This window comes from Prochlorococcus marinus str. MIT 9107 (assembly GCF_000759855.1).
Lineage (GTDB): Bacteria > Cyanobacteriota > Cyanobacteriia > PCC-6307 > Cyanobiaceae > Prochlorococcus_A > Prochlorococcus_A marinus_N.
Map to the genome: position 1 here is coordinate 71,949 of NZ_JNAI01000008.1, position 19,364 is coordinate 91,312.

Here is a 19,364-nt window from a genome sequence, read left to right on the forward strand (position 1 = left end):
CTGACAAAAAGAATTTTGATGAAATAATTAGTAGATTTTATTTAAATAATTGGAGGATAATCTTATTAATGTGTAATTACCAATGTAAATATAGATATTACTGCAAAGCTATTGATTCTATAAAAGATAAAAGTTTTCCTGATATGAAAAATAAAGATTTTCTGAAATTATTTGATAATAATTAGTAATTTAAGAAAGATTGCTATGCATGTTTAATTTTTATTTTTTATTATAAAAATAAAATTAATTAAGGATATCAATATTTTATGGTTCAAAAAGGATCTTAGAGTATTCGAAAAATATTTAAAGCCCAGAAAACTCTTTTTATAGCTGTTCAAGATTATCTCCATATATTAGTTGGGGATGTATTTCATTGAGAGAGATTTTTTATCAATCAAATTTATATAAAAACAATAATTCCAGAATGTTGAAGAGTAGATTAACTTGGCATTGTCATTTCATTCAGAAACTTGAAAGCGAACCAGAATTAGAATTCCATGATTTACAACCTTATTTTACAAATACCCGTACAAAGAATATTCAATTACTTTCTTTATGGAGTAAAGGTAATAGTGGTTTTCCTTTTATAGATGCTTGTATGCGGTCATTAAACTTCAATGGATGGATTAACTTCAGAATAAGGAAATGCTTATGTCTTTTGCAAGCTATAATTTATGGTTGCCTTGGCAAGATTCAGGTTCAGAATTAGCAAAAAAATTTGTAGATTATGAGTCTGGGATACATTGGAATCAATATCAAATGCAGTCTGGAAGAACCTCTATAAATACCAATAGAATTTATAATCCCATTAAACAGGTTAAAGATCATGACCCTAAGGGTGAATTTATAAAAAAATGGGTACCAGAATTAAAAAATATTGCCGATAATTTTATTCATGAGCCTTGGTTATTAAGCAAATTTAATATTGAAGAATACATAAAATTAGATTACATTGCACCAATAGTTGAAATTACTAAAACCTCTAGAGAAGCTAGGAAAAAAATTCAATTAGCAACACAACAAAAAGGCTACTGGGATATATCGAAAAAGATCTATAAAAAGCATGGCTCAAGAAAAAAAATAGCAACAAATAGAATACCTAAAAAAATTATTGACAAAAAACAAATTCAATATGAATTAAATTTAGGATTATAAACTTTACTTGATTATTTAATTCTTGATATATGATCCAGTTCTTCAGAAATAAAATTATAAGGTAATGAATTTACTAAATCTATTCAAAAAATCCACATTCAAGTTATAGAAGCTTTAACGTAGAAACATCTAATTAAGAACATGTTGAAACCTACTAAAGAGCTTAAGTCAACTCCTTTTACAGAAGTAATAGAACTAGAAAGGATAGTAACTCCTGATGAAGAAAAAAGAGTTGACCATATTTTTGTAAGAAGGAAGAAAATATGTAAACGCCATCCTGAGGGTTTCGCTACAGAAGAGATTGCAAGATTTGATGTAGCTTGGCCTGAAGAACCTAAAGAAGAAATAGAAGAGTCAACCAAAGAAAAGCAAGAGGTCGAAATCAGTAATAAGTAATTATGTCAAATAGATTTGAGTGGGACGACACCAATAGCTCAGGAATTTGGTGGAGTACAAATGTTAGCATTAGAGATGAGTGCATTTTGCTCAAAGAAGATACTAAATGCGATGATTCAGATATTGTGGAATTACTCAGAAGCATTGCAAAAAACATTGAGGATAATGGGCTTTAAATTTTATAGATATTTAATTAGTACCTGCCTTAAAAAAAAGAATATAGAAATATTATTTATTATATTTTCATATTCTTTTTTTTATCACCTATTACATATAAAGTCCTTTTACAGCTTTTGTTAATTCGATACTTATACCTTTTTCACTCATTGAATGACCCGCATTATTAACAATAATTAATTCAGAATTCTTTAATTTATTATTTAGATCCCAAGCACTCCTAACAGGACATACAACGTCATATCTTCCTTGAATTATTTTTGTTGGTATCGTTTCTATAGTTTTTATATTTCTCAAAATAAAATCATCTTCTAAGAAAATATTATTAATAAAGTAATGACATTCGATTCTTGCGAAAGCATCTGAAAAAGAATTAACTTTGGATTTATCAAAATCGAATTTTTTATTTATTAAATGACTAGTCGAAAGTTCCCATTTTGTCCAAGCTGCTGCTGCTTTTGATCTAAGCTCCACATCTGAAGATGTTAGATATTTATAAAAAGAACTTATCAAATCATTTCTTTCTCCTTTTGGTATTACAGAAATATATTTTTCAAATTCATCGGGAAATATCTCACTTGCACCATATTGGTAGAACCATAATAATTCAAACTTTCTGCATAAAAATATTCCTCGTAAAGTCAAGCTAAGAACTCTTGAGGGATTTTTTATCGCATATACAAGTGAAAGTGTTGAGCCCCAAGATCCTCCAAACAAATGCCAACTATCTATTTTCAATAGAATCCTTAATTTCTCAATATCCTGAACTAAATGGTTAGTCGTATTTTCTTTCAATTCGGAGAAAGGGGTTGAGTATCCACAGCCTCTTTGATCAAATTGAATAATATCGAATTCTTCTGGATCAAAGTATCTTCTATACCTTGGTTGACTACCTCCTCCTGGACCTCCATGAATGACAAGTATTTTTTTTCCATTTGGATTTCCAGACCTTTCCCAATAAATAGTATGAATATCACTTACTTTTAGAAACCCTTTTTCTCTTACATCTAATTTTGGAAATAAAATTTGATCTTGCATTCCCAAGTATTATTTATTCTTTTATATATTTATTATATCTAAAAACAATTTAAGTTTAAAAGGAATTACTTAAAAATAAAAAAGGACTGTTTGAGCAGCCCTTTTAAATATATTATTTCCTTCTTACAGGATTTTAAAATACATATTTTATAGTTTATTTACTCATAAACTTAGAATACGTGAATTCGGGGATTTTTATCGATAATTTCAGTCCCGAGTGTCGCTAGTAATTATAAAGCGAAGTCTTATCAGACTAATTGATCGGACTTATATTTTCGAATAATCCCATGCTCAGGAATACACTTCCTATATGTTGGAATTTGCTAAATTTCAGGCGGACTATCAATCATTAAGATTGCCTCCGAACTCAACATTTATAAATTAATACTTTTTTTATTTTCAGTAAATCCGTAAAAATGCTGATTTACTTTTTTCATAATTTGTAAGAGAATTTTTATTAAGCTTTGTTTTTGTAGAGAATTACCAAAATTAAAATTTCTGATTTTTTCCCTTATTCAGTTTCATAAAGCAATATAGATTCAATTATTCTTTTATCGCTTTCAGTTAATTTATAATATTCTAATTTCCATTCAGTAAACTTTATACAATCTTCAATAGATGGATTCTTATCTTTAAATTTACGCCATTTTCTAATCCATTCTGCTAAAGCAAAAGTAATTTTTGTTGTTAACATATTTACCAATCAGGATAATTGAAATCTACTCCAAGAGGTTCTTCATGAAATTCTCCATCTTTTAAACTTCTTTCATATTTTTCAATAACTCTTTTATAAGATTTTACAGAAGGGACTAAATCTCCTACATAAATAGGTTCCATAAAAAGCTTATAATGTTCTTAATTGACTTTTATTCTACATATAAATTTAATAAATAGATTATTAATAGTTATTATGGATTTCTTAAAAAAAAACAAAATTCTAACTGTAATGGCGATAATTGCAATTTTATCTTTCGCACTAGAAAAAGCGGGGATAATACATCCTTAAATTATTTAAAATTATTAAATAAATCCCTTCTAATGAAACAAGTAAACATAAATTATTACTGCAAAAATAAGCAAGGGCGACAATAATGTAAAAATTAAAGTTGATAGATTCAGAACCATAAATTTTAAATAAATACACAAATTTAATAAACATCACTTTTGAGCATTTGCAATAAGTAGAATTAAATTTATTACGATATAAAAAAATTTGAATAAAAAAAGATATAAAGAAGAATATGCAGAGGGTTCAAATTTACTATGGCCTAGTGAAAAAGAAGATAAAGTAACTAGGAAATTTTATCGAGATTTATCTCATCTTTCAAAAAACGTAAATTATAGTAAAAAAAAGGTTAGTCTTTTTGAACAAGTAATTAGAATAATAAAAGGTAAAGGTGGTTCAATTAATATTCAAAAAAAATGAAAAATTTAATTATATTGGCTAAAAGTTTTTTTCTTTTAAAACCAAGATTTTTATCAACTATACTTTTTTTTCCAATTCTTTATGGGATTGGTTGGGCTTTATCTCAGCCATTATTATTTCTTAATTTTGAAAAAGAAAATTTATCTTTAATTGGTACTATTTTTACATTCCTACTTTTTATCTTTTTTCTGCCCTATTGGTTTGATATAAGGTGGGAAATATCAAGTCCATGGGTACTTCTTGGGATAACTAAAAACAAATTATTAAAAAACTTTTTCCATTTTTTTCAAGGGGTTTTATTTTCTTTAGTTCTAATAACTCTAATTTTAGTACCACTATTACAATATAGTTTTATTTCTTGGATGGGTGAATTCTCGCCTAGCATATTATTAAATTCTATTTTACTTGGATTAGGAGTTGGATTCGCAGAGGAAATAATTTTTAGAGGTTGGTTACTAGAAGAATTAAAATTTGAATATGGAACGAGAATATCAATAGCTTTACAAGCTTTATTTTTTTGCTTTGTTCATCCCATATCAAATAACATATTTTGGAACATTATTGGATTACGCTTAGGATTTTTTTTACTTGGGATATTTCTATCATTAGTAAGAATTAAAGACAAAGGTTCATTGTGGAATTGCATAGGTATTCATGGAGGACTTGTTGGCATTTGGTTCTATATAAATAATGGTTTAATAGAACTTAAAGAAAGTACTCCTTCTTTTTTAGCAGGGCCTTTTACACAAAATATGTCAAACCCAATAGGAAGCTTTAGTGCAATTTTAATTTTAATTTTATTGTGTATTTTTTACGTAATAAAGTTAAAAAAGAGTTTTTCTAGACCCTTTAATTAGATATAAATACCGATTGATTTTTGTTTAATATTTGTCAGATAAAAATAAATTTTAATTCTCATATGAACTTTGAGGCAGGAATAAGATTTATTTTCTTTTTAGTTTTTTTTTGATTTGCAAACTATTTAATAATGTTGAGAAGATATGAAGCAAATCTCAAAAAAATTTACAAAAACTTAAAATATCCAAGCTATATCCAAAAAGTAAATATATTTTCTGAAACTTAAAAAAGTTTTAGGAAAGAATTTTTCTCACCATTGTTTATTAGTTTTTTGTCAACCTTGATTTAATAATTTTTGCAATAACAATCTTGCTTCTTCAATAAGAATTTTTTTTCTAGTTTTCATTAATGGAGGATTTTCTCCATAAATTCCCATAATGATTCCTTCCTCAATAAACATATAATTAATAGATTTATCAGAATGCTTTTTATCCTTGTAGAAACGAATCAAACCTACAGAATTGGATTCAATTAACCAGAAATCATTTTTTGAATACAATAAACCAAAAATAAATTAAACTAATAATATGCTTTCATGCCAATTTGCGAGAAAATATTTATTTAGTTTTCTTATATTTGATATATTTTTTCTTTTTGTCTACTTTTTTTTAATTCGCCCCGCTTCTTCTTAAATTCAATTCTTTTATTTTGTGATGCTTTGGTTGGTTTTGTAGATTTTCTTAATTTATATGGTTTATTTAATGCATCTCTTATGATTGAAATAAATTTCTTTAATGCTAATTGCCTATTTAATAATTGATTTCTGTACTCTTGAACCACTAAACATAAACTATTATTCAATAACTTCTTTTTCAATTTAATCTTAAGAATTTCTTTCTGATAATGATTCAAAACTTTTGAATCTTCTAAATTAAAAATAATCTCTACTCTGCTTTCAATTTTATTTACATTTTGCCCTCCAGGACCTGAGGATCTGGAAAATCGGCACTTAATTTCCTTGGATGGGATTACTAATGTTTTAGTAATTTTTAAATCCATTTTTATTTCCTTTTGATTTAGTTTTTTAGAATTATCTCTTTAATACTTTAAAACATTACTTAAAATTTGATCGGTAAATACTGGCCGGTTATGTTAGGTAAACCGAAATTCGGTGTATTTGCCGTATCAATATCTTCGGTATTTATCCTTTCATCTTTAAAAGAATTATCAGATATTGGATTTGTACTAATTCAAAGGTCACTTATGTATTCAATGTTTGATCTTCTTTTTGAAACACCTTCATATCGCCCAGTATATGTTATTTCTGATAGTGAAATGAAGGAACTAAAGAAAAACCATCATCAAGAAGAACTTGATGAAATTAAAACTCAAAAAGGAAGACTTGAAGATGCTTTTAAAGCTCAACTAAAACATCTTGAAGAGAGAGAAAAAGAAGTAAAAAAAGAACTTAAAGTACTCTCAGCCTCAAAAAATAAATAATTAATTTTTGAAAAATTACTTTTTCAAAGACGGTTTTTAACCGTCTTTTTTAATTTTTCTAATTTTAAAATATTCAATAATCCACAGATTCCTAAAATATTTTCAATAATTTAATAATGAAAGATAATAAAGACAAAATAAGAATGTTTCTACCTTTTAGTTGGGTTGTCTGTGCAGTAATATCTTTTGCATATATAAATGCTCATTTAATAAATACGTAAAATATATGTCTAATCCATCAAAAGACGAAATACTTGCATCTTCAAGAGGCTGGGTAGCATCATTTTTAAATTTTCTTCCTGGCTTAGGATCCGGTTACTTATACCAAAGAAGATGGAAACCATATTTTTTAACTATAGCTGCTATTACTTCATGGTTCGTCTTGGGATTTTTTTTGCAAGGAGATTCAGAAACTTCTAAAAGAGAACAAATAATTGGGGTTTGTGGTCTTTTTTTTATATCAATAGTTACGGTTATAGAAGCCAACTTAGCTTTCAAACAAACAATTAAAAAAATAAAGGATAAAAAAGAAAAAATTAAGCCCTCTGACAAAAAAGGGTGGTTTAAATAATTCAAAAATTAGATCTAAGAAAGAATTTAATTAGTTCTAAGTTTTTAATTTAAATAAAAAATGACCATAAATAATTTCTAAAATATACCTTAAAATTTCTTTTATTTTTTAGTTATAAAAAAATAAAATTTCCTTTTCTTTTAGACCTTCCCATCCTGATTCAATTAATAATTTATTCAATGTATCTTTATCAAAATGCTTAGAACCAGTTTTGACACATCTATTTCTCATTGATTTTTTAACACCACTTCTTTCTCTTTTATTCTCCTCATCCATTATTCTGTTATAAAGATCTAGCATTTTTGGAGGGATTGGTGTCCCGTCAAGATCAACTCCATTTTGAATCGCAAGATCAACAGCTTGCATTCCTATTTTCTTCATAGATTAAATAAATGCTGGAACCATAATAAAACAAAACATATTAATCTAGAATACTGTGAATGATAGTTTATTGATTCTGAATTTCCTTAAGTACTCTAATAGCCTCCTTTATGTGCTCAGGACCATTCAATAAATCTCTAAAAATGTGTCTAACTGTACCTTTTCGATCGATAACATAAGTAACTCTACCATCCAAAAAACCTAATACTTTAGGAACTTCAAAAGTTTTCCTAAGAGAGTCATTCGTATCACAAAGTAATGGGTACTGTAACTTATTTTTATTGGCAAATGCCAAATGACTTGAGGTACTTCCATTACTTACGCCCCAAACTTGCGCACCTAATACTTTAAATAAGTCATACTTATCTCTAAATCCGCAAACTTCTATAGTGCAACCTGGCGTATCATCTTTAGGATAGAAAAATAAAACAAGAGGATTTTTTAATCCCTTATTAGATCTTTTAATTCCATTTTGATCCAGTAAAGAAAATTCTGGAATCTTATCACCTATCTGCACAATAATTCTAATAAAACTTCATATTAAAGGTTAAATTGTTTTTTTTGTGGGCTGCGATATAAATAACTAATTTAAAGATCACTTTTTTGTTTTAAAAGATACTAAAAAATTATTGAAATAAAATAAACTGAATTTATTAATTCAATATTATGGAATTAATAATTTATATTTTGTTATTTCTTATTCTTTTTTCAGGAGTTGTTTTTAATTTAAAATTAACTAATTTCAGAAAAGTTAGAGAAGTTCGAAACAAAGCTAAAGATTATTTAAAAAAGAATAATTAAATATGTATTACTAAGATTAAAACTCAATTTTTTCATTTGGAGTAAATACTGAGCAATATTTTCTTATTAAATCCTTTGGCTGAGTAGTAGAAGAATTCGTTAATTTTAATTTTAGTTTTTCTATAGCCTCATCAGCATCAATTTCACTAAGCCGATATCTTGCACATGTATCCAATACTTTAAACATTTTTGTGGTAACCGCTTCAGCTGGAAAAATTAAAAAACTTATGTAAAAAGCAACAAATAAGGACTTCATTTTCTTAAGAAATTAGATTTTTAGAGATTAGTTTCAATAATTGAGGAGCAAAATTAGTTTAGAAAAAAAGATTAAAATTTACTATAAAATCTAATTTGAGTTGAATCTAGGATTGCTATAAAATAATAATAAAAGAAATTAAGATAAAATAAGTGATAGTGAAAATTATCTCCATGAAAATAAGAAAATTAATCGAAAAACACAAAACTCTTATAAATTGGTATAAAAAAAAATTAAAGTTGAGTGATTATAAATTACTTTGGCTAGTTTTCTTTAAAGGAGTATTAATAACAATTATATTTTTCAAAATTTTTTTATGTTAATAAAGCTATTCCAAGAATGAAATTTTTAAAAGATTTGACTATATTTTATAATAGATTTTCTCATTATTTAAATAGTTATCAGCTATGAATATTTTTGGTGTAGGTTTGCCTGAAGTTACTGTAATACTAATATTAGCTCTTTTAATTTTTGGTCCAAAAAAGCTTCCAGAATTAGGAAAACAGCTTGGCAAAACTTTGAGAAGTCTTAAAAAAGCGTCGAATGAATTTCAAAATGAAATCGATCAAGTTATTAACGAAGAAGATAAAGAGGGTTATCCTAAATCTATAGAAAGCAATCAAAAAAATGAAATTAATCAAGAAAAACTAGATTCAGAAAACAAGAATTTTTCAAATAAAAAAAACAGCAACAATTAATATTAATATCTTGGATAGGCCCATAACCCCCATAGACGAATTTGAAAGAGCATTAGATAAAGCAGCTCTTACTAAAGAAGAATATGAATTAATAGACTACATCCGCTATACAAGCGTTTTTACACAGCCAAGTCTTATTAAAGATTTAAAAAGGCCTTCAAAGCCACCTCTTTTGTCAGTTCTATGTCAAATTTGCAGAAAAATTGGTTCAGAGATGCCAGATCATTTCAAAAAAGTAATTGAGTGGTCAATTGAAATTAGTGATCACGATACAAAATGGGATGCGCATTTAATTTGCGCAGAAGCATTAAATATAGACAAAATCCCATTAAGTCCTATTCATGGAACAACTTTATTTGATGTTCTGGTTGTACACAAAGAATTATTTCTTGGCGTTGATTGAATTAAATCCAATTAAATTAATCATCTAAAGGCACAGAATCTGTATCTATAACTTCCGAATAATCATACTTATTTATTTTTTTTTCAATCCAGTTATTTATATAACTAACTAAAGGCAATGAACCTCTGAAAATAAAAATAGAAGTAGGCAAAGCGCTTAATAAACCGACTACAGGACTTTTAAAAAGTAATCTTCCAGCTTTAATATTAAATAAAATAATAAGCGCTGAAGGGACTATAACTTTAACTAATGTTTTGAGTGCCTCAAGCCAACCAACTCGATATGTCCACCATACTAAGATTATGCTAACTATATAGAGGAATAAGTAAGTCATAAAAATAGTATAGTGATTATCTATTTATCTTGTTATTACTAAGAAAAAGATTTTATAATTTTTTTTAACACCAATCAATCAAATTCTAATAATGAGTTTTTCTGAAATAAGAAAATTTTTAATTAAGATGCAATCTGATGAAGACTTGAAAAAGCAGGTTACATCAGCCTCTACAGCGGATGATGTAGCCCTGATAGGTCAACACTTAGGTTATGACTTCTCAGGAGATGATCTCTTAAGATTTAATGGACAAAAAGTTGATAAAGTTACCGTAAGAAAGGTAGATCATCCAGGAGAATACCACTAAAAATTAAGACTTAACCCATATTGCAAGCCCTCCGCCCCTGCCTCGAGCACATAACCAATTATCTTTAGTGCTAATTCCAACAAGTGAGAAAAAAGGCATTTTTTTATCTTCTGGTTTTTTTAATTCCTTATTAAATATTGGAAAACTACTAATACTAATTTTCAATTCTTCAAAATAAAAAGCCAATAAAGGTCTAAACCCTTTTAATTCTGCACTGCCTATAAAGGTAATGTTTAATAATCCGAAATTAATCGAATTTTTTATTTCATAATTTATTTGATCCTCTTTATTTTTACTTTTTAATTCGAGTCTTGCCGACAATACTTGTAAAATCGAACTGGGTATATTTTTGATTTCATCTGAATCCTTTCCCCATACATACTTAAAATTCCATATTCCTAACAATTCCTCATATACAATTCCGCTACCATTTTTTTGAGAATTTCTTTCTAATAGTTTTATCTCATTAATATCAGGAAAGTGTTTCATAATAGATCTTAATCTAAAAATCAAATACTAAGATAACTTCATAAAAAATGTTCTTAGTTAAAAAATCCCTCCAAAAAGATTTCTTTATTTCAATATATTTCCAAAAAAATATTTATTTGGCACACATAAGTAACAAGATATCGTTATTATGTTTACATAAGGTAACTAAATTCATGGATTTTATTTCTAAATGTCAAGGATACATACCTCTAAAAGCAGTCCCTTACATATTCTTCCTAGCTGTTTTACTAAGTATTACAACTTCAACTAATACATTTGCTTAAAAAGAATTAGTTTTACAAGAAGAGTAAAGTAAATATTTAATGGAGAAGTACGATGTTGTAATAGTTGGTAGTGGAATAGGAGGATTATGTTGTGGTTCGATTCTCGCTTTATCAGGAAAAAAAGTACTTATATGTGAAGCTCATACCCAGCCGGGAGGTGTTGCTCACAGTTTTAAAAGAAAAGGTTACACTTTCGAATCAGGACCTTCATTGTGGAGTGGAATAGGTAAATGGCCGACAACTAATCCCTTAGGGCAAATTCTTAAATTACTTGATGAAGAAGTTGAACTATTTCAATATAAAGGTTGGCAAGTAATTGTCCCAGAGGGCAATTTTAACCTTGATGTGGGGGAAGAACCTTTTAAACAAACAATAAAAACTTTAAGAGGTGAGAAATCTGTTAAAGAATGGGAATCATTTATTTCCGGAATAAAGCCTCTTAGTCAAATAATAAATGAAATACCTTTACTCTCATTTTCTCCCGAATCAATAAATTTCTTAGATCTAATAAATTTAACCTCAAAATTTTTACCTAATATCAAGCAAATACCAAAAATTAATAAGGGCTTTGGGAATTTAGTAAATAATCATCTAGAGGATCCTTTTCTCAGAAATTGGGTTGATTTATTGAGCTTTTTGATAAGTGGTATGTCAATGCATGATACAAATACAGCCGCGATGGCTACTTTATTTAACGAATGGTTTGAACCAAATTCATACCTTGAATACCCTAAAGGAGGTAGTGAATCTATCGTAAAAGCCTTAATTAATGGATTAAAAAAAAATGGAGGAGAATTAATTCTCTCTTCGAGAGTAAAGACCATTAACTTTAATAAAAATTTAGCGACAGGTATAACTCTTAATAATGGTTCTAGTTATAGTTGTGAATCTGTTGTCACGAATACTGATGTTTGGAATTTAAAAAAGTTAATTCCAAATGAAATTTCAAGAAAATGGAATACAAAAGTTTTGAACCCTAATAAATGTGATTCTTTCCTTCATATACATCTCGGTTTTGATGCTGATGGTCTTGAAGATTTGCCAATACATGCGATACATGTTGATGAGTGGGAAAAAGGTATAACCGCAGAAAGAAATATAGCTGTATTTTCAATCCCATCTGTTTTAGATAAAAATATGGCCCCTAAAGGGAAACATGTTCTTCATGGATATACTCCCGCAAATGAACCTTGGGAAATTTGGGAAAACCTAAATCCAAAGGAATTAGAATATAGAAATCTGAAAGAAGAAAGATGTTCAATATTCCTTAATGCAATGCGAAAATTAATCCCTGACATAGATGAAAGGATTGATTTAAAGATGTTAGGGACCCCAATTACTCATAAAAAATTCACTAATACCTATTGCGGTAGTTATGGCCCTGCATTATCTGCTGCGAAAGGTCTTTTCCCAGGCTGCAAAACTCCAGTTAAAAATTTATTTACTTGCGGTGCAAGTACATTTCCAGGTATTGGGATTCCCGCTGTTTCAGCAAGCGGTGCTTACGCAGCTGAAAAAATTCTTGGTAAAAAAGATTTTAAAACTCTTCTTAAAAAAATAAATTTATGAATCAAGTTCTTTTTTATAACTCTACAAATACTTAGTTAAGAAATAAGAATAAAGAAAGCAAAAACGTTCAATAATGATAATCTTTATCTGAAAATAAACTTAACTTATAGCTCTTATATGTTTTTCTTATCAATTCCTCAAGCCTGGCATTTAGTTGGCACTTGGTCAGAACAACTTCCAAGCGAGTCAACTCTCATAGGAATGGGCCAAACAGAATTAATGATGACTTTACATTCAATATTTGTTCCTCTCTTACTTGTAATATCATATTACCTATTCAATCGACTTAATAAAAACGAATCAAAGAAAATCAAAGGATAATCGCTTAAAGTTTATTTAGCTGAACTTCTTCTAACTACTTTTCTTCCTGTAGAAGTATCAAATCTGCTTGAATCTTTGGATTGTGAATTACTTTCAACAATATCAACATCACTCTTATCCATTTCTGCACAAACGCCTACTACCATGGCAGCCTGCATTTGATCTGGCAAATCTCCAATAGTCAATAAGGCCTTTAAAACTAATTGAAGTCGGGTATGCCGATCAATTTCTGGTCTTAATTTTTTTACAGTATTCCAAAGTTCCTTGGTAACTTCTTTTAAAAGTTCTTGATCTACAGCCACATTAAAACCTTCTTATCTTCTTACTAATCTAACAAAAAATTTAATCTCGTAAAATAATATTCAATAAAAAGATTGTTAGTTGAAATTTTTTTTTATGCGAATACAAGTTGCATTTGTTGATGCAATTCATTCTTCTCTTGCAGAAGTTTATCTTTTTCAATCTTTTTTAAAGTAAGATTTCTATAAAATTTTTTTTGAATCTTTATTGGAGTATTTTCAAACTTTGCATTTTTGCTTACTAGAGAATTCCACTCTTTTGAATTAAAAGTGGCATAAGGGGAAGATGAAATCACTTTCATACCTAAATAATACATCTGTACTAATGCTAGTACATTTTTACTATAATGCAACTACTTCACCCACTTGTCTTGATTTATAAGCGTCTTTGAGAGCAAATTTATTTTTCTTATATAATTTTTATAATTTATAAGTTTCATAAATGGATCAACGTATCGTCCATTACTTATTAATACCTTTTTTTAGTGTCTTAAAACTTTTATTGATAAAAACCTTTTAAAATGGTTAATTTGTTGAAATTAACATTGACAAGATTTTTTTAATAATCCTTCCTATAAAAAGACTAATAAATGACTAAAAATGCTTCTTAGTAATCAAAAAAGACTAAAGATCCAAGGGATAATTAAAAGAATTGCACAAGATAAATCAATTACATTAGAAGAGAGAATATATGTTGAGAAATTTGCACACCATAATTCAACAATTTCTCTTTGGCTGAAAAAGGCTAACAGCTTTAGAAGGAATGGTATAAACAATAATGGTGGAATTGATAACCTTTTACAATCATTTGGAATAGATGGACTAAACAAAGAAAATCATTTCAACCCAAATGAAGATGATATATCAGATTGGTTTGGCGGTGCTCCTGGTTGGCTAAGAAGAAGTTAGATTAATTCATAATTCAACTTACCCAGGCTGTCTTACATAAATATATACTCACAAAAAATATAGATAGCCAAAAAAAACATGGTATAAATCTAATCGGAACTAAATATTTGTTTGAAAAGGTTTTCATATAGATTTTTCTTTTATAATATTTCTTCCTTACAGTTTTTGAGAATAGGTTTAATTGCTCTATTTATATATAAAAAAATATTTGAATACTTAAAGATATTAAATCACTTAAAAAAGTTAATCAACCTTAATCATCAATTTCTAAGCAACTTTATTTTCAATTTTCATTGCAAAATTTACTGTTTTCTCCTCATCATTTTCTAAATCATTCCAATATTTTATAAGTCTTTCTAATTCGTAAATCCTCTTTTTAGCATTTGCAATTTTTTCAGTAGTTTTCATATGAAGTTTTTATCTATCCAATTAATGCATGAAAAAAAGATATTTCAATGGGAGGCTTAATTATTAGATTATAAATATTAATTTTTGGTTAATTACTTAAATACTAAATAGACCGCTTGCATTTAAGTAATTATACTTAAAGAAAATGAAATTCATGAAGAGATTAAATTCTTTAGTTTTGAATAGTACTGTCAATTTTTTAGACCTCATATACTCTGGTAGAAATTTACAAAGATTTTGGGTTTTAGAAGTTATAGCTAGATCACCTTATTTTGCATTCCTCTCAGTTCTTCATTTTAAAGAATCCCTTGGAATTAAAAATGAAAAAACAATGTTTTTGATGAAAGAACATTTTTATCAAGCTATAAACGAAAATGAGCATCTTAAAGAAATGGAGAAAAGAGGAGGAGATAGATTCTGGATTGATAGATTTTTTGCGAGACACCTTGTTCTTGTTTATTACTCGATCATGGTATTTTATTATTTCTTCTCACCAGCTAATGCTTATGATGTCAACATAAAAATTGAAGAACATGCATTTGAAACTTATTCCAAATATTTAAGGGATAATCCAAATGATGAAAAAATAAAAGAAATCGCTCAAGATGAATTAAATCATGTAAAAGAACTTAACGAAGCTTTGTCAATGCTAACTACAGTTTAGATTAGTGCTGAAAAATCTATTAGCAATATTGAGATTATCAACGAAGAAGATATTAATCCTAGGCTAATCATCAATGAGACATAACCTTTTTTTCTAGGTAATTTATAAAAAGATAATCCAATTATTAATATCATTATCAATGAGAAAAAAATTATAATTTTTTCATTTACTAAATTGAGATGTATAACTAAATTTGTTTCTTCAAAAAATTTAAGAAATTCAGATAAAACCAATTCTTCTTCTATTTTTTTAAAATAGTCAAATGAGCTTATAAAAGTAGAACTTAATAAAGATAATGCAATAAGCGCAGTAACTGGTTTTGTTAACCTGTTAAGTGTTCTGTTAAAACTTACCAATAAAATAAAAACAAATAAAGCCGTAACTAGAGGTACTAAAGGTATAAGAATTGTTGAATTTATGAAATTCCCCACTAAGAAATTATGTATCTAACTTAAAATTTTATATTATTTTGACGCTTTATTTTATTAATTAAGATTTTTTAAAAATCTTAAATGTACTTAATCCCTATTGCATTCTATGGAAATGAATACCAAAATTAAATTATTATTGACAAAAAAATGTTAGCCATCTCTGAAATTATTATTGCAAGTGCTATCTTCCTAGGAATTGTATATTGGGAAGTTAAATTTCTATACGCCAAAACCACAGTAGCAAAATAACTTTTACTCAAAACAGGAAAATTTAAAAAAAATTTAAGAATTTAAGTAAACAAAAAAAGCTCTAAATATGAGAGAATAAACACAAATATTCAGTCTTCTAATGAGCGAAGTCCAAAATTCTAATTCTAACTCAACTCAGCAGCAGCAACAGCAACAGCAACAATCCTATTCAGACAGCAAAATTAATTCTGCTGAAAGTGAGAGACTTTATCTTGAGATGAAAGAGGCTTGGCTTTAAATTTAATTCGTTTTTGAAATAATATTTCTATAATTTTTTTGAAAAATCTTTTTAAATTTGAAGTAACCAATACATATTTATTTTCTATGCCCGTTAAATTTTGTTTAACCGCATAAGAAATTTTTTGAGAAAACTAAAGCAGTTTGAGAAAATTAACGGAAGACTCGCAATGGTTGGGTTGATTTATTTAGTTTTTACTAAATTAGTTTCTAACCATGCCGACCTATTTGAACAGCTTAAATCTTATTTAATTTAAAAAATGAATTGAAAATATTATCCAGGAATATTTCTTTCTATATAAGCGTCAGTTAAAGCTAAAACTAACCCCAATAATGTTGAAAATATAGCAATTTCAGTTGATTCCATTTTATTTTTGAATTACCTCTAGTTTGCAAAAGAATTCAAAGTTCGACAACAAAACGAATAATTTATTATAGTACATATATACTATTAACCATTTATTGTGAGCTCGACAACTCCTGAGTTTCTTTTCGTTAGTCCTGGTGATTATGTCGCAATTAAAAATGAAGAAAATTGTAAAAATACTAAAGAAAATAATAAAAATTATTGGGTCGGTCAAGTTATTGACTGTATTGGAGGAGCGAGAAATCCAAATTCATGGACCTTGTTTCAAGTAGCCAATATTGATAATGGAGAAATCACTATAATAAATGCTGATATTGTAGAAAAGATTTTAAAACATTCTAAAAGTTAAGCTTATAGATAATAAAAAAACTTCTTTCAGTATTGCAAAACTAAAAGACAAAAAAGAATATTTTAGGGGAAATTATCCCAGTTCTAAGCAGGCAAGTCCGTATACTTGATTCATTGGACAGGCAGGTTTAATACCTTTATACATTCTATAAGTTTTTGATATTTCCTCAAATCCCAAACTTGATAAAAGATAATTTGCATAAGGATTAAGATTAGAGCAATCAAGTAATATTTGCGAATCTAAATCACCAACTAGCTTCCTGATTAACATTTCAGCGAGTGGGGGAGTATCAGCCAAAAGAGGTCCAATTCTCCAACCTTGCTTATTATCCTCCAAGACACAAGGTCTTATCCTGCCAAATCCATGGCACATCCCATTATTATCTACAAGTGCACTTACATTGCCATGATAATTTTTCAGCCAGTCATTTAGAAAATGCGGCCTGGGGCTAGGTTCTCTCTGATTATCGTAAATTAAGACTGCTTCAGAGGAAATTTTATTGCCAGGAACAACTTTAAAAGAATGAAATTGATCTTGATAGAAATTACTCAATGGTAAATCTTGAAACCCATTTAATTTCCATCGGTTTGTAATTGAAGATGTTCTAAAACCCCATTTTTGGTAATCATTCAATCTATCTGGAGCAGCCTCTAGACCAATACAAACAACATTTTTTAAATAATCGAGTGCATGTTTCCATAATCTCACTCCATATCCATTATTGCGGAATTCTTCTTTAACTATAAATAAGCCTATAAAACCATATGAGGCATTATATTTAATGCAAGCAATAGAACCTATAGGATGATTGTCTAAGCAGCCAACCCATACTCCTTGTTTATCTGTATTTCTATAAATTGATACATCATCCATTCCAGGAGAAAATCCTTCTAACCTTGCCCAATTTGTAACTTCTGGTATTTCATTTGTAGATATCAACCTAATTGAAAATTTTTCCTTCATAAAAATATATTAACTAGGAAAAATTGAAATTTTTAAAGGCCATATTAATTAATTTGATTTTTTTTAAAATAATTCACTTTTGCTTAAGTGACTAAAACTTAAATTATTTACAATTTATCCTCTGATATATTTAATATTATTAATAGAAATAAAAATGAAAATTTCTGATAAATTTCATTTAGAAGATATCTATAAATTAAAAAATAAAGTTCTCACTGGTAAAACAGAAGATCTAACATGGAGAATCAAACAGATCAATAAAGTTTCTAAACTTTTGGATGATAATAAAAAAGAGATAATAAAATCCCTTTTTATTGATTTAGGAAAATCTGAAATTGAAGGGCTTTCAGAAATCCTTTTAGTGAAAGAAGAAATTTCTCTTATTAAAAAGAAACTCAATTCTTGGATGCGTCCAAAAAAGATTAATACACCTTTTTATCTATTTCCATCATCATCCAAAGTTATTTATGAGCCTCTTGGGTGTGTCTTAATTCTTGGCCCATATAATTATCCATTGCTGTACATTTTAAAGCCATTAGTAAATATTTTCTCAGCAGGAAATACTGCGGTTATAAAACCATCAGAGAAATGTCCAGCGACCTCAAAACTTATTAAAAAACTTACTTCCAAATATTTCGATAAAGATATCCTATTAACGGTAGAGGGCGATTATAAACTATCAATAAAATTAATTGAGCAAAATTTTGACCACATATTTTTTACAGGCAGTACAGAGACTGGGAGATCCATTATGAAATTGGCCTCAAAAAACTTAACTCCGTTAACTCTTGAATTAAGCGGAACAAATCCTGTAATTATTTTCAAGAATGCAAATTTAGAAGTTGCTGCGAAAAGAATAGTTTGGGGCAAATTTTTTAATTCTGGTCAATCCTGCATGGCACCAAATCATATTTTTGTAGATAAAGAAATTGAAAATAATTTCATAGAAAAATTAAAGCAATGCATAGTAAGTTTTTATGGAGAAGATCCAATTATTTCCGAAAACTTATCTAAATTAGAGAAAAAGCAATTTTCATCGACTTTAGAAATTCTCAAAAAATATAAAAAAGAGAAAAGACTTTTATATGGAGGCACATTTAGCAAAAAAAAGTTAAAAATATCTCCTACAATTTTGAAAACAAAATTAGATGAAACAGACATTTTACAAAAAGAACTATTCAGTTCTTTACTTCCAGTAATTGGAGTAGAAAATAAAGAATCGGCCTTAAAGCAAATTAATCAAACATCAAAACCTTTGGCAATCTACTTGTTTGGAGGTAATAAAAAAATCCATAATCATATTTCAAGAGTAACCAGTTCAGGAACTATTTGTATCAATGATGTTATGCTACCAGTCCTTATTCCAAATTTACCTTTTGGTGGTGTTGGACAGAGTGGTCTTGGTAAATTTCATGGAGAAGAAGGTTTTCGAAATTTTTCAAATCAAAAATCTATAACTTTCAAAGGTTTTTTATTTGACTTAAATCTGAGATATCCTCCCTATGAAAGAATTAAGAAATTTTTAAAGTTTATTTTTAAGATTTAAATTACTTAATTTGTTTTCAAAAGCCTAGCGATTTTAAA

The 19,364-nt window shown here is 27.8% G+C and carries 31 protein-coding genes and 1 pseudogene; 17 read left to right on the forward strand and 15 right to left on the reverse strand.

The annotated features are described in order from the left end of the window. The first annotated feature begins 424 nt into the window (after nucleotides 1–424). From EU92_RS0109080 to EU92_RS09930, 3 genes and pseudogenes are all read left to right on the forward strand, one after another. Nucleotides 425–1,155: pseudogene (locus EU92_RS0109080) on the forward strand (FAD-binding domain-containing protein). A 141-nt stretch (nucleotides 1,156–1,296) separates the two neighbouring features. Continuing rightward, nucleotides 1,297–1,551: a hypothetical protein gene (locus EU92_RS03580; protein ID WP_032514018.1), complete on the forward strand. Its 255-nt coding sequence runs from the start codon at nucleotides 1,297–1,299 to the stop codon at nucleotides 1,549–1,551. 2 nt (nucleotides 1,552–1,553) lie between these two features. Then, a complete protein-coding gene (locus EU92_RS09930) occupies nucleotides 1,554–1,727 on the forward strand; it encodes a hypothetical protein (RefSeq protein ID WP_193741752.1) in 174 nt (57 codons plus the stop codon). A 91-nt stretch (nucleotides 1,728–1,818) separates the two neighbouring features. Here the strand turns inward: EU92_RS09930 and pip are convergent, their stop codons facing one another. The 3 genes from pip to EU92_RS09935 all read right to left on the reverse strand — a co-directional run bounded on the left by pip (nucleotide 1,819) and on the right by EU92_RS09935 (nucleotide 3,603). Then, the gene (gene pip / locus EU92_RS03575; protein WP_032523575.1) at nucleotides 1,819–2,766 is read right to left on the reverse strand and encodes a prolyl aminopeptidase; all 948 of its coding nucleotides are present in this window, start codon (nucleotides 2,764–2,766) and stop codon (nucleotides 1,819–1,821) included. A 511-nt stretch (nucleotides 2,767–3,277) separates the two neighbouring features. Next, nucleotides 3,278–3,460 (reverse strand): hypothetical protein, encoded by a 183-nt coding sequence (locus EU92_RS03570; protein WP_032514019.1) that lies wholly within the window; start codon nucleotides 3,458–3,460, stop codon nucleotides 3,278–3,280. A gap of 2 nt (nucleotides 3,461–3,462) precedes the next feature. Then, entirely contained in the window at nucleotides 3,463–3,603 is a 141-nt protein-coding gene (locus tag EU92_RS09935; RefSeq protein WP_193741753.1) for a hypothetical protein, read from the reverse strand. A 376-nt stretch (nucleotides 3,604–3,979) separates the two neighbouring features. Here EU92_RS09935 and EU92_RS03565 point away from each other — a divergent pair, with 376 nt between their 5' ends. Both EU92_RS03565 and EU92_RS03560 read left to right on the forward strand, forming a co-directional pair. Then, the gene (locus EU92_RS03565; protein WP_032514020.1) at nucleotides 3,980–4,192 is read left to right on the forward strand and encodes a hypothetical protein; all 213 of its coding nucleotides are present in this window, start codon (nucleotides 3,980–3,982) and stop codon (nucleotides 4,190–4,192) included. After that, nucleotides 4,189–5,049, forward strand: a complete 861-nt coding sequence (locus tag EU92_RS03560; protein ID WP_032514021.1) for a CPBP family intramembrane glutamic endopeptidase — start codon at nucleotides 4,189–4,191, stop codon at nucleotides 5,047–5,049. The genes EU92_RS03565 and EU92_RS03560 overlap by 4 nt, the downstream gene beginning before the upstream one ends. A gap of 275 nt (nucleotides 5,050–5,324) precedes the next feature. On the opposite strand, the gene EU92_RS0109085 is transcribed toward EU92_RS03560, so the two are convergent. After that, nucleotides 5,325–5,549 carry a DUF1651 domain-containing protein gene (locus tag EU92_RS0109085; RefSeq protein WP_032514022.1) on the reverse strand — a complete coding sequence of 75 codons (225 nt, stop codon included), beginning with the start codon at nucleotides 5,547–5,549 and terminating at the stop codon, nucleotides 5,325–5,327. Between the two features lie 71 nt (nucleotides 5,550–5,620). Next, a complete protein-coding gene (gene arfB, locus EU92_RS03555; protein ID WP_032514023.1) occupies nucleotides 5,621–6,049 on the reverse strand; it encodes an alternative ribosome rescue aminoacyl-tRNA hydrolase ArfB in 429 nt (142 codons plus the stop codon). 90 nt (nucleotides 6,050–6,139) lie between these two features. On the opposite strand from arfB, the gene EU92_RS0109090 reads away from it, so the two are divergent. Both EU92_RS0109090 and EU92_RS03550 read left to right on the forward strand, forming a co-directional pair. Beyond that, the gene (locus EU92_RS0109090; RefSeq protein ID WP_241432571.1) at nucleotides 6,140–6,490 is read left to right on the forward strand and encodes a hypothetical protein; all 351 of its coding nucleotides are present in this window, start codon (nucleotides 6,140–6,142) and stop codon (nucleotides 6,488–6,490) included. Nucleotides 6,491–6,716: 226 nt separating this feature from the next. After that, on the forward strand, nucleotides 6,717–7,061 hold the full coding sequence (locus EU92_RS03550; protein WP_032514024.1) for a DUF6677 family protein: 345 nt from the start codon (nucleotides 6,717–6,719) through the stop codon (nucleotides 7,059–7,061). 108 nt (nucleotides 7,062–7,169) lie between these two features. On the opposite strand, the gene EU92_RS03545 is transcribed toward EU92_RS03550, so the two are convergent. The 3 genes from EU92_RS03545 to EU92_RS03535 form a co-directional block, all read right to left on the reverse strand. Continuing rightward, the gene (locus EU92_RS03545; RefSeq protein ID WP_032514025.1) at nucleotides 7,170–7,442 is read right to left on the reverse strand and encodes a small RNA NsiR4-regulated ssr1528 family protein; all 273 of its coding nucleotides are present in this window, start codon (nucleotides 7,440–7,442) and stop codon (nucleotides 7,170–7,172) included. A gap of 67 nt (nucleotides 7,443–7,509) precedes the next feature. Beyond that, complete coding sequence (locus tag EU92_RS03540; RefSeq protein ID WP_080726903.1) at nucleotides 7,510–7,959, reverse strand: peroxiredoxin; 450 nt, start codon at nucleotides 7,957–7,959, stop codon at nucleotides 7,510–7,512. Between the two features lie 300 nt (nucleotides 7,960–8,259). Then, nucleotides 8,260–8,499: a hypothetical protein gene (locus tag EU92_RS03535; protein ID WP_032514027.1), complete on the reverse strand. Its 240-nt coding sequence runs from the start codon at nucleotides 8,497–8,499 to the stop codon at nucleotides 8,260–8,262. Between the two features lie 407 nt (nucleotides 8,500–8,906). Between EU92_RS03535 and EU92_RS03530 the strand changes: the two genes are divergently transcribed. Both EU92_RS03530 and EU92_RS03525 read left to right on the forward strand, forming a co-directional pair. Then, nucleotides 8,907–9,197: a TatA/E family twin arginine-targeting protein translocase gene (locus EU92_RS03530; RefSeq protein WP_032514028.1), complete on the forward strand. Its 291-nt coding sequence runs from the start codon at nucleotides 8,907–8,909 to the stop codon at nucleotides 9,195–9,197. 10 nt (nucleotides 9,198–9,207) lie between these two features. Next, nucleotides 9,208–9,600, forward strand: a complete 393-nt coding sequence (locus tag EU92_RS03525) for a hypothetical protein (RefSeq protein ID WP_032514029.1) — start codon at nucleotides 9,208–9,210, stop codon at nucleotides 9,598–9,600. A 16-nt stretch (nucleotides 9,601–9,616) separates the two neighbouring features. Here EU92_RS03525 and EU92_RS03520 read toward each other — a convergent pair whose 3' ends face one another. Next, nucleotides 9,617–9,934 (reverse strand): hypothetical protein, encoded by a 318-nt coding sequence (locus EU92_RS03520; RefSeq protein ID WP_032514030.1) that lies wholly within the window; start codon nucleotides 9,932–9,934, stop codon nucleotides 9,617–9,619. Nucleotides 9,935–10,025: 91 nt separating this feature from the next. Here EU92_RS03520 and EU92_RS03515 point away from each other — a divergent pair, with 91 nt between their 5' ends. Beyond that, on the forward strand, nucleotides 10,026–10,241 hold the full coding sequence (locus EU92_RS03515) for a Nif11-like leader peptide family natural product precursor (RefSeq protein WP_032514031.1): 216 nt from the start codon (nucleotides 10,026–10,028) through the stop codon (nucleotides 10,239–10,241). A 3-nt stretch (nucleotides 10,242–10,244) separates the two neighbouring features. Here the strand turns inward: EU92_RS03515 and EU92_RS03510 are convergent, their stop codons facing one another. Next, nucleotides 10,245–10,730: a hypothetical protein gene (locus EU92_RS03510; RefSeq protein ID WP_032514032.1), complete on the reverse strand. Its 486-nt coding sequence runs from the start codon at nucleotides 10,728–10,730 to the stop codon at nucleotides 10,245–10,247. 323 nt (nucleotides 10,731–11,053) lie between these two features. Between EU92_RS03510 and EU92_RS03505 the strand changes: the two genes are divergently transcribed. After that, nucleotides 11,054–12,583: a phytoene desaturase family protein gene (locus tag EU92_RS03505; RefSeq protein ID WP_032514033.1), complete on the forward strand. Its 1,530-nt coding sequence runs from the start codon at nucleotides 11,054–11,056 to the stop codon at nucleotides 12,581–12,583. A gap of 117 nt (nucleotides 12,584–12,700) precedes the next feature. Beyond that, the gene (locus EU92_RS03500) at nucleotides 12,701–12,904 is read left to right on the forward strand and encodes a hypothetical protein (protein ID WP_032514034.1); all 204 of its coding nucleotides are present in this window, start codon (nucleotides 12,701–12,703) and stop codon (nucleotides 12,902–12,904) included. 11 nt (nucleotides 12,905–12,915) lie between these two features. Here the strand turns inward: EU92_RS03500 and EU92_RS03495 are convergent, their stop codons facing one another. Continuing rightward, nucleotides 12,916–13,206, reverse strand: a complete 291-nt coding sequence (locus EU92_RS03495; RefSeq protein ID WP_032514036.1) for a TIGR03894 family protein — start codon at nucleotides 13,204–13,206, stop codon at nucleotides 12,916–12,918. Between the two features lie 92 nt (nucleotides 13,207–13,298). After that, the gene (locus EU92_RS03490; RefSeq protein ID WP_032514037.1) at nucleotides 13,299–13,505 is read right to left on the reverse strand and encodes a hypothetical protein; all 207 of its coding nucleotides are present in this window, start codon (nucleotides 13,503–13,505) and stop codon (nucleotides 13,299–13,301) included. Between the two features lie 298 nt (nucleotides 13,506–13,803). On the opposite strand from EU92_RS03490, the gene EU92_RS03485 reads away from it, so the two are divergent. Next, nucleotides 13,804–14,112 (forward strand): hypothetical protein, encoded by a 309-nt coding sequence (locus tag EU92_RS03485; protein ID WP_032514038.1) that lies wholly within the window; start codon nucleotides 13,804–13,806, stop codon nucleotides 14,110–14,112. 267 nt (nucleotides 14,113–14,379) lie between these two features. On the opposite strand, the gene EU92_RS09940 is transcribed toward EU92_RS03485, so the two are convergent. After that, entirely contained in the window at nucleotides 14,380–14,520 is a 141-nt protein-coding gene (locus EU92_RS09940; protein WP_193741754.1) for a hypothetical protein, read from the reverse strand. Nucleotides 14,521–14,674: 154 nt separating this feature from the next. On the opposite strand from EU92_RS09940, the gene EU92_RS03480 reads away from it, so the two are divergent. Continuing rightward, nucleotides 14,675–15,184 (forward strand): alternative oxidase, encoded by a 510-nt coding sequence (locus EU92_RS03480; protein ID WP_032514039.1) that lies wholly within the window; start codon nucleotides 14,675–14,677, stop codon nucleotides 15,182–15,184. Here EU92_RS03480 and EU92_RS03475 read toward each other — a convergent pair. Beyond that, complete coding sequence (locus tag EU92_RS03475) at nucleotides 15,181–15,615, reverse strand: hypothetical protein (RefSeq protein ID WP_032514040.1); 435 nt, start codon at nucleotides 15,613–15,615, stop codon at nucleotides 15,181–15,183. The two genes, EU92_RS03480 and EU92_RS03475, sit on opposite strands and share 4 nt — an antisense overlap. A gap of 349 nt (nucleotides 15,616–15,964) precedes the next feature. Between EU92_RS03475 and EU92_RS09945 the strand changes: the two genes are divergently transcribed. Next, the gene (locus EU92_RS09945; protein ID WP_193741755.1) at nucleotides 15,965–16,102 is read left to right on the forward strand and encodes a hypothetical protein; all 138 of its coding nucleotides are present in this window, start codon (nucleotides 15,965–15,967) and stop codon (nucleotides 16,100–16,102) included. A gap of 463 nt (nucleotides 16,103–16,565) precedes the next feature. Continuing rightward, complete coding sequence (locus tag EU92_RS03470; protein WP_032514041.1) at nucleotides 16,566–16,817, forward strand: DUF3104 domain-containing protein; 252 nt, start codon at nucleotides 16,566–16,568, stop codon at nucleotides 16,815–16,817. A gap of 72 nt (nucleotides 16,818–16,889) precedes the next feature. On the opposite strand, the gene EU92_RS03465 is transcribed toward EU92_RS03470, so the two are convergent. Next, complete coding sequence (locus tag EU92_RS03465) at nucleotides 16,890–17,780, reverse strand: GNAT family N-acetyltransferase (protein WP_032514042.1); 891 nt, start codon at nucleotides 17,778–17,780, stop codon at nucleotides 16,890–16,892. Between the two features lie 154 nt (nucleotides 17,781–17,934). Here EU92_RS03465 and EU92_RS03460 point away from each other — a divergent pair, with 154 nt between their 5' ends. After that, on the forward strand, nucleotides 17,935–19,326 hold the full coding sequence (locus tag EU92_RS03460; RefSeq protein WP_032514043.1) for an aldehyde dehydrogenase family protein: 1,392 nt from the start codon (nucleotides 17,935–17,937) through the stop codon (nucleotides 19,324–19,326). The last annotated feature ends 38 nt before the right edge of the window (nucleotides 19,327–19,364 follow it).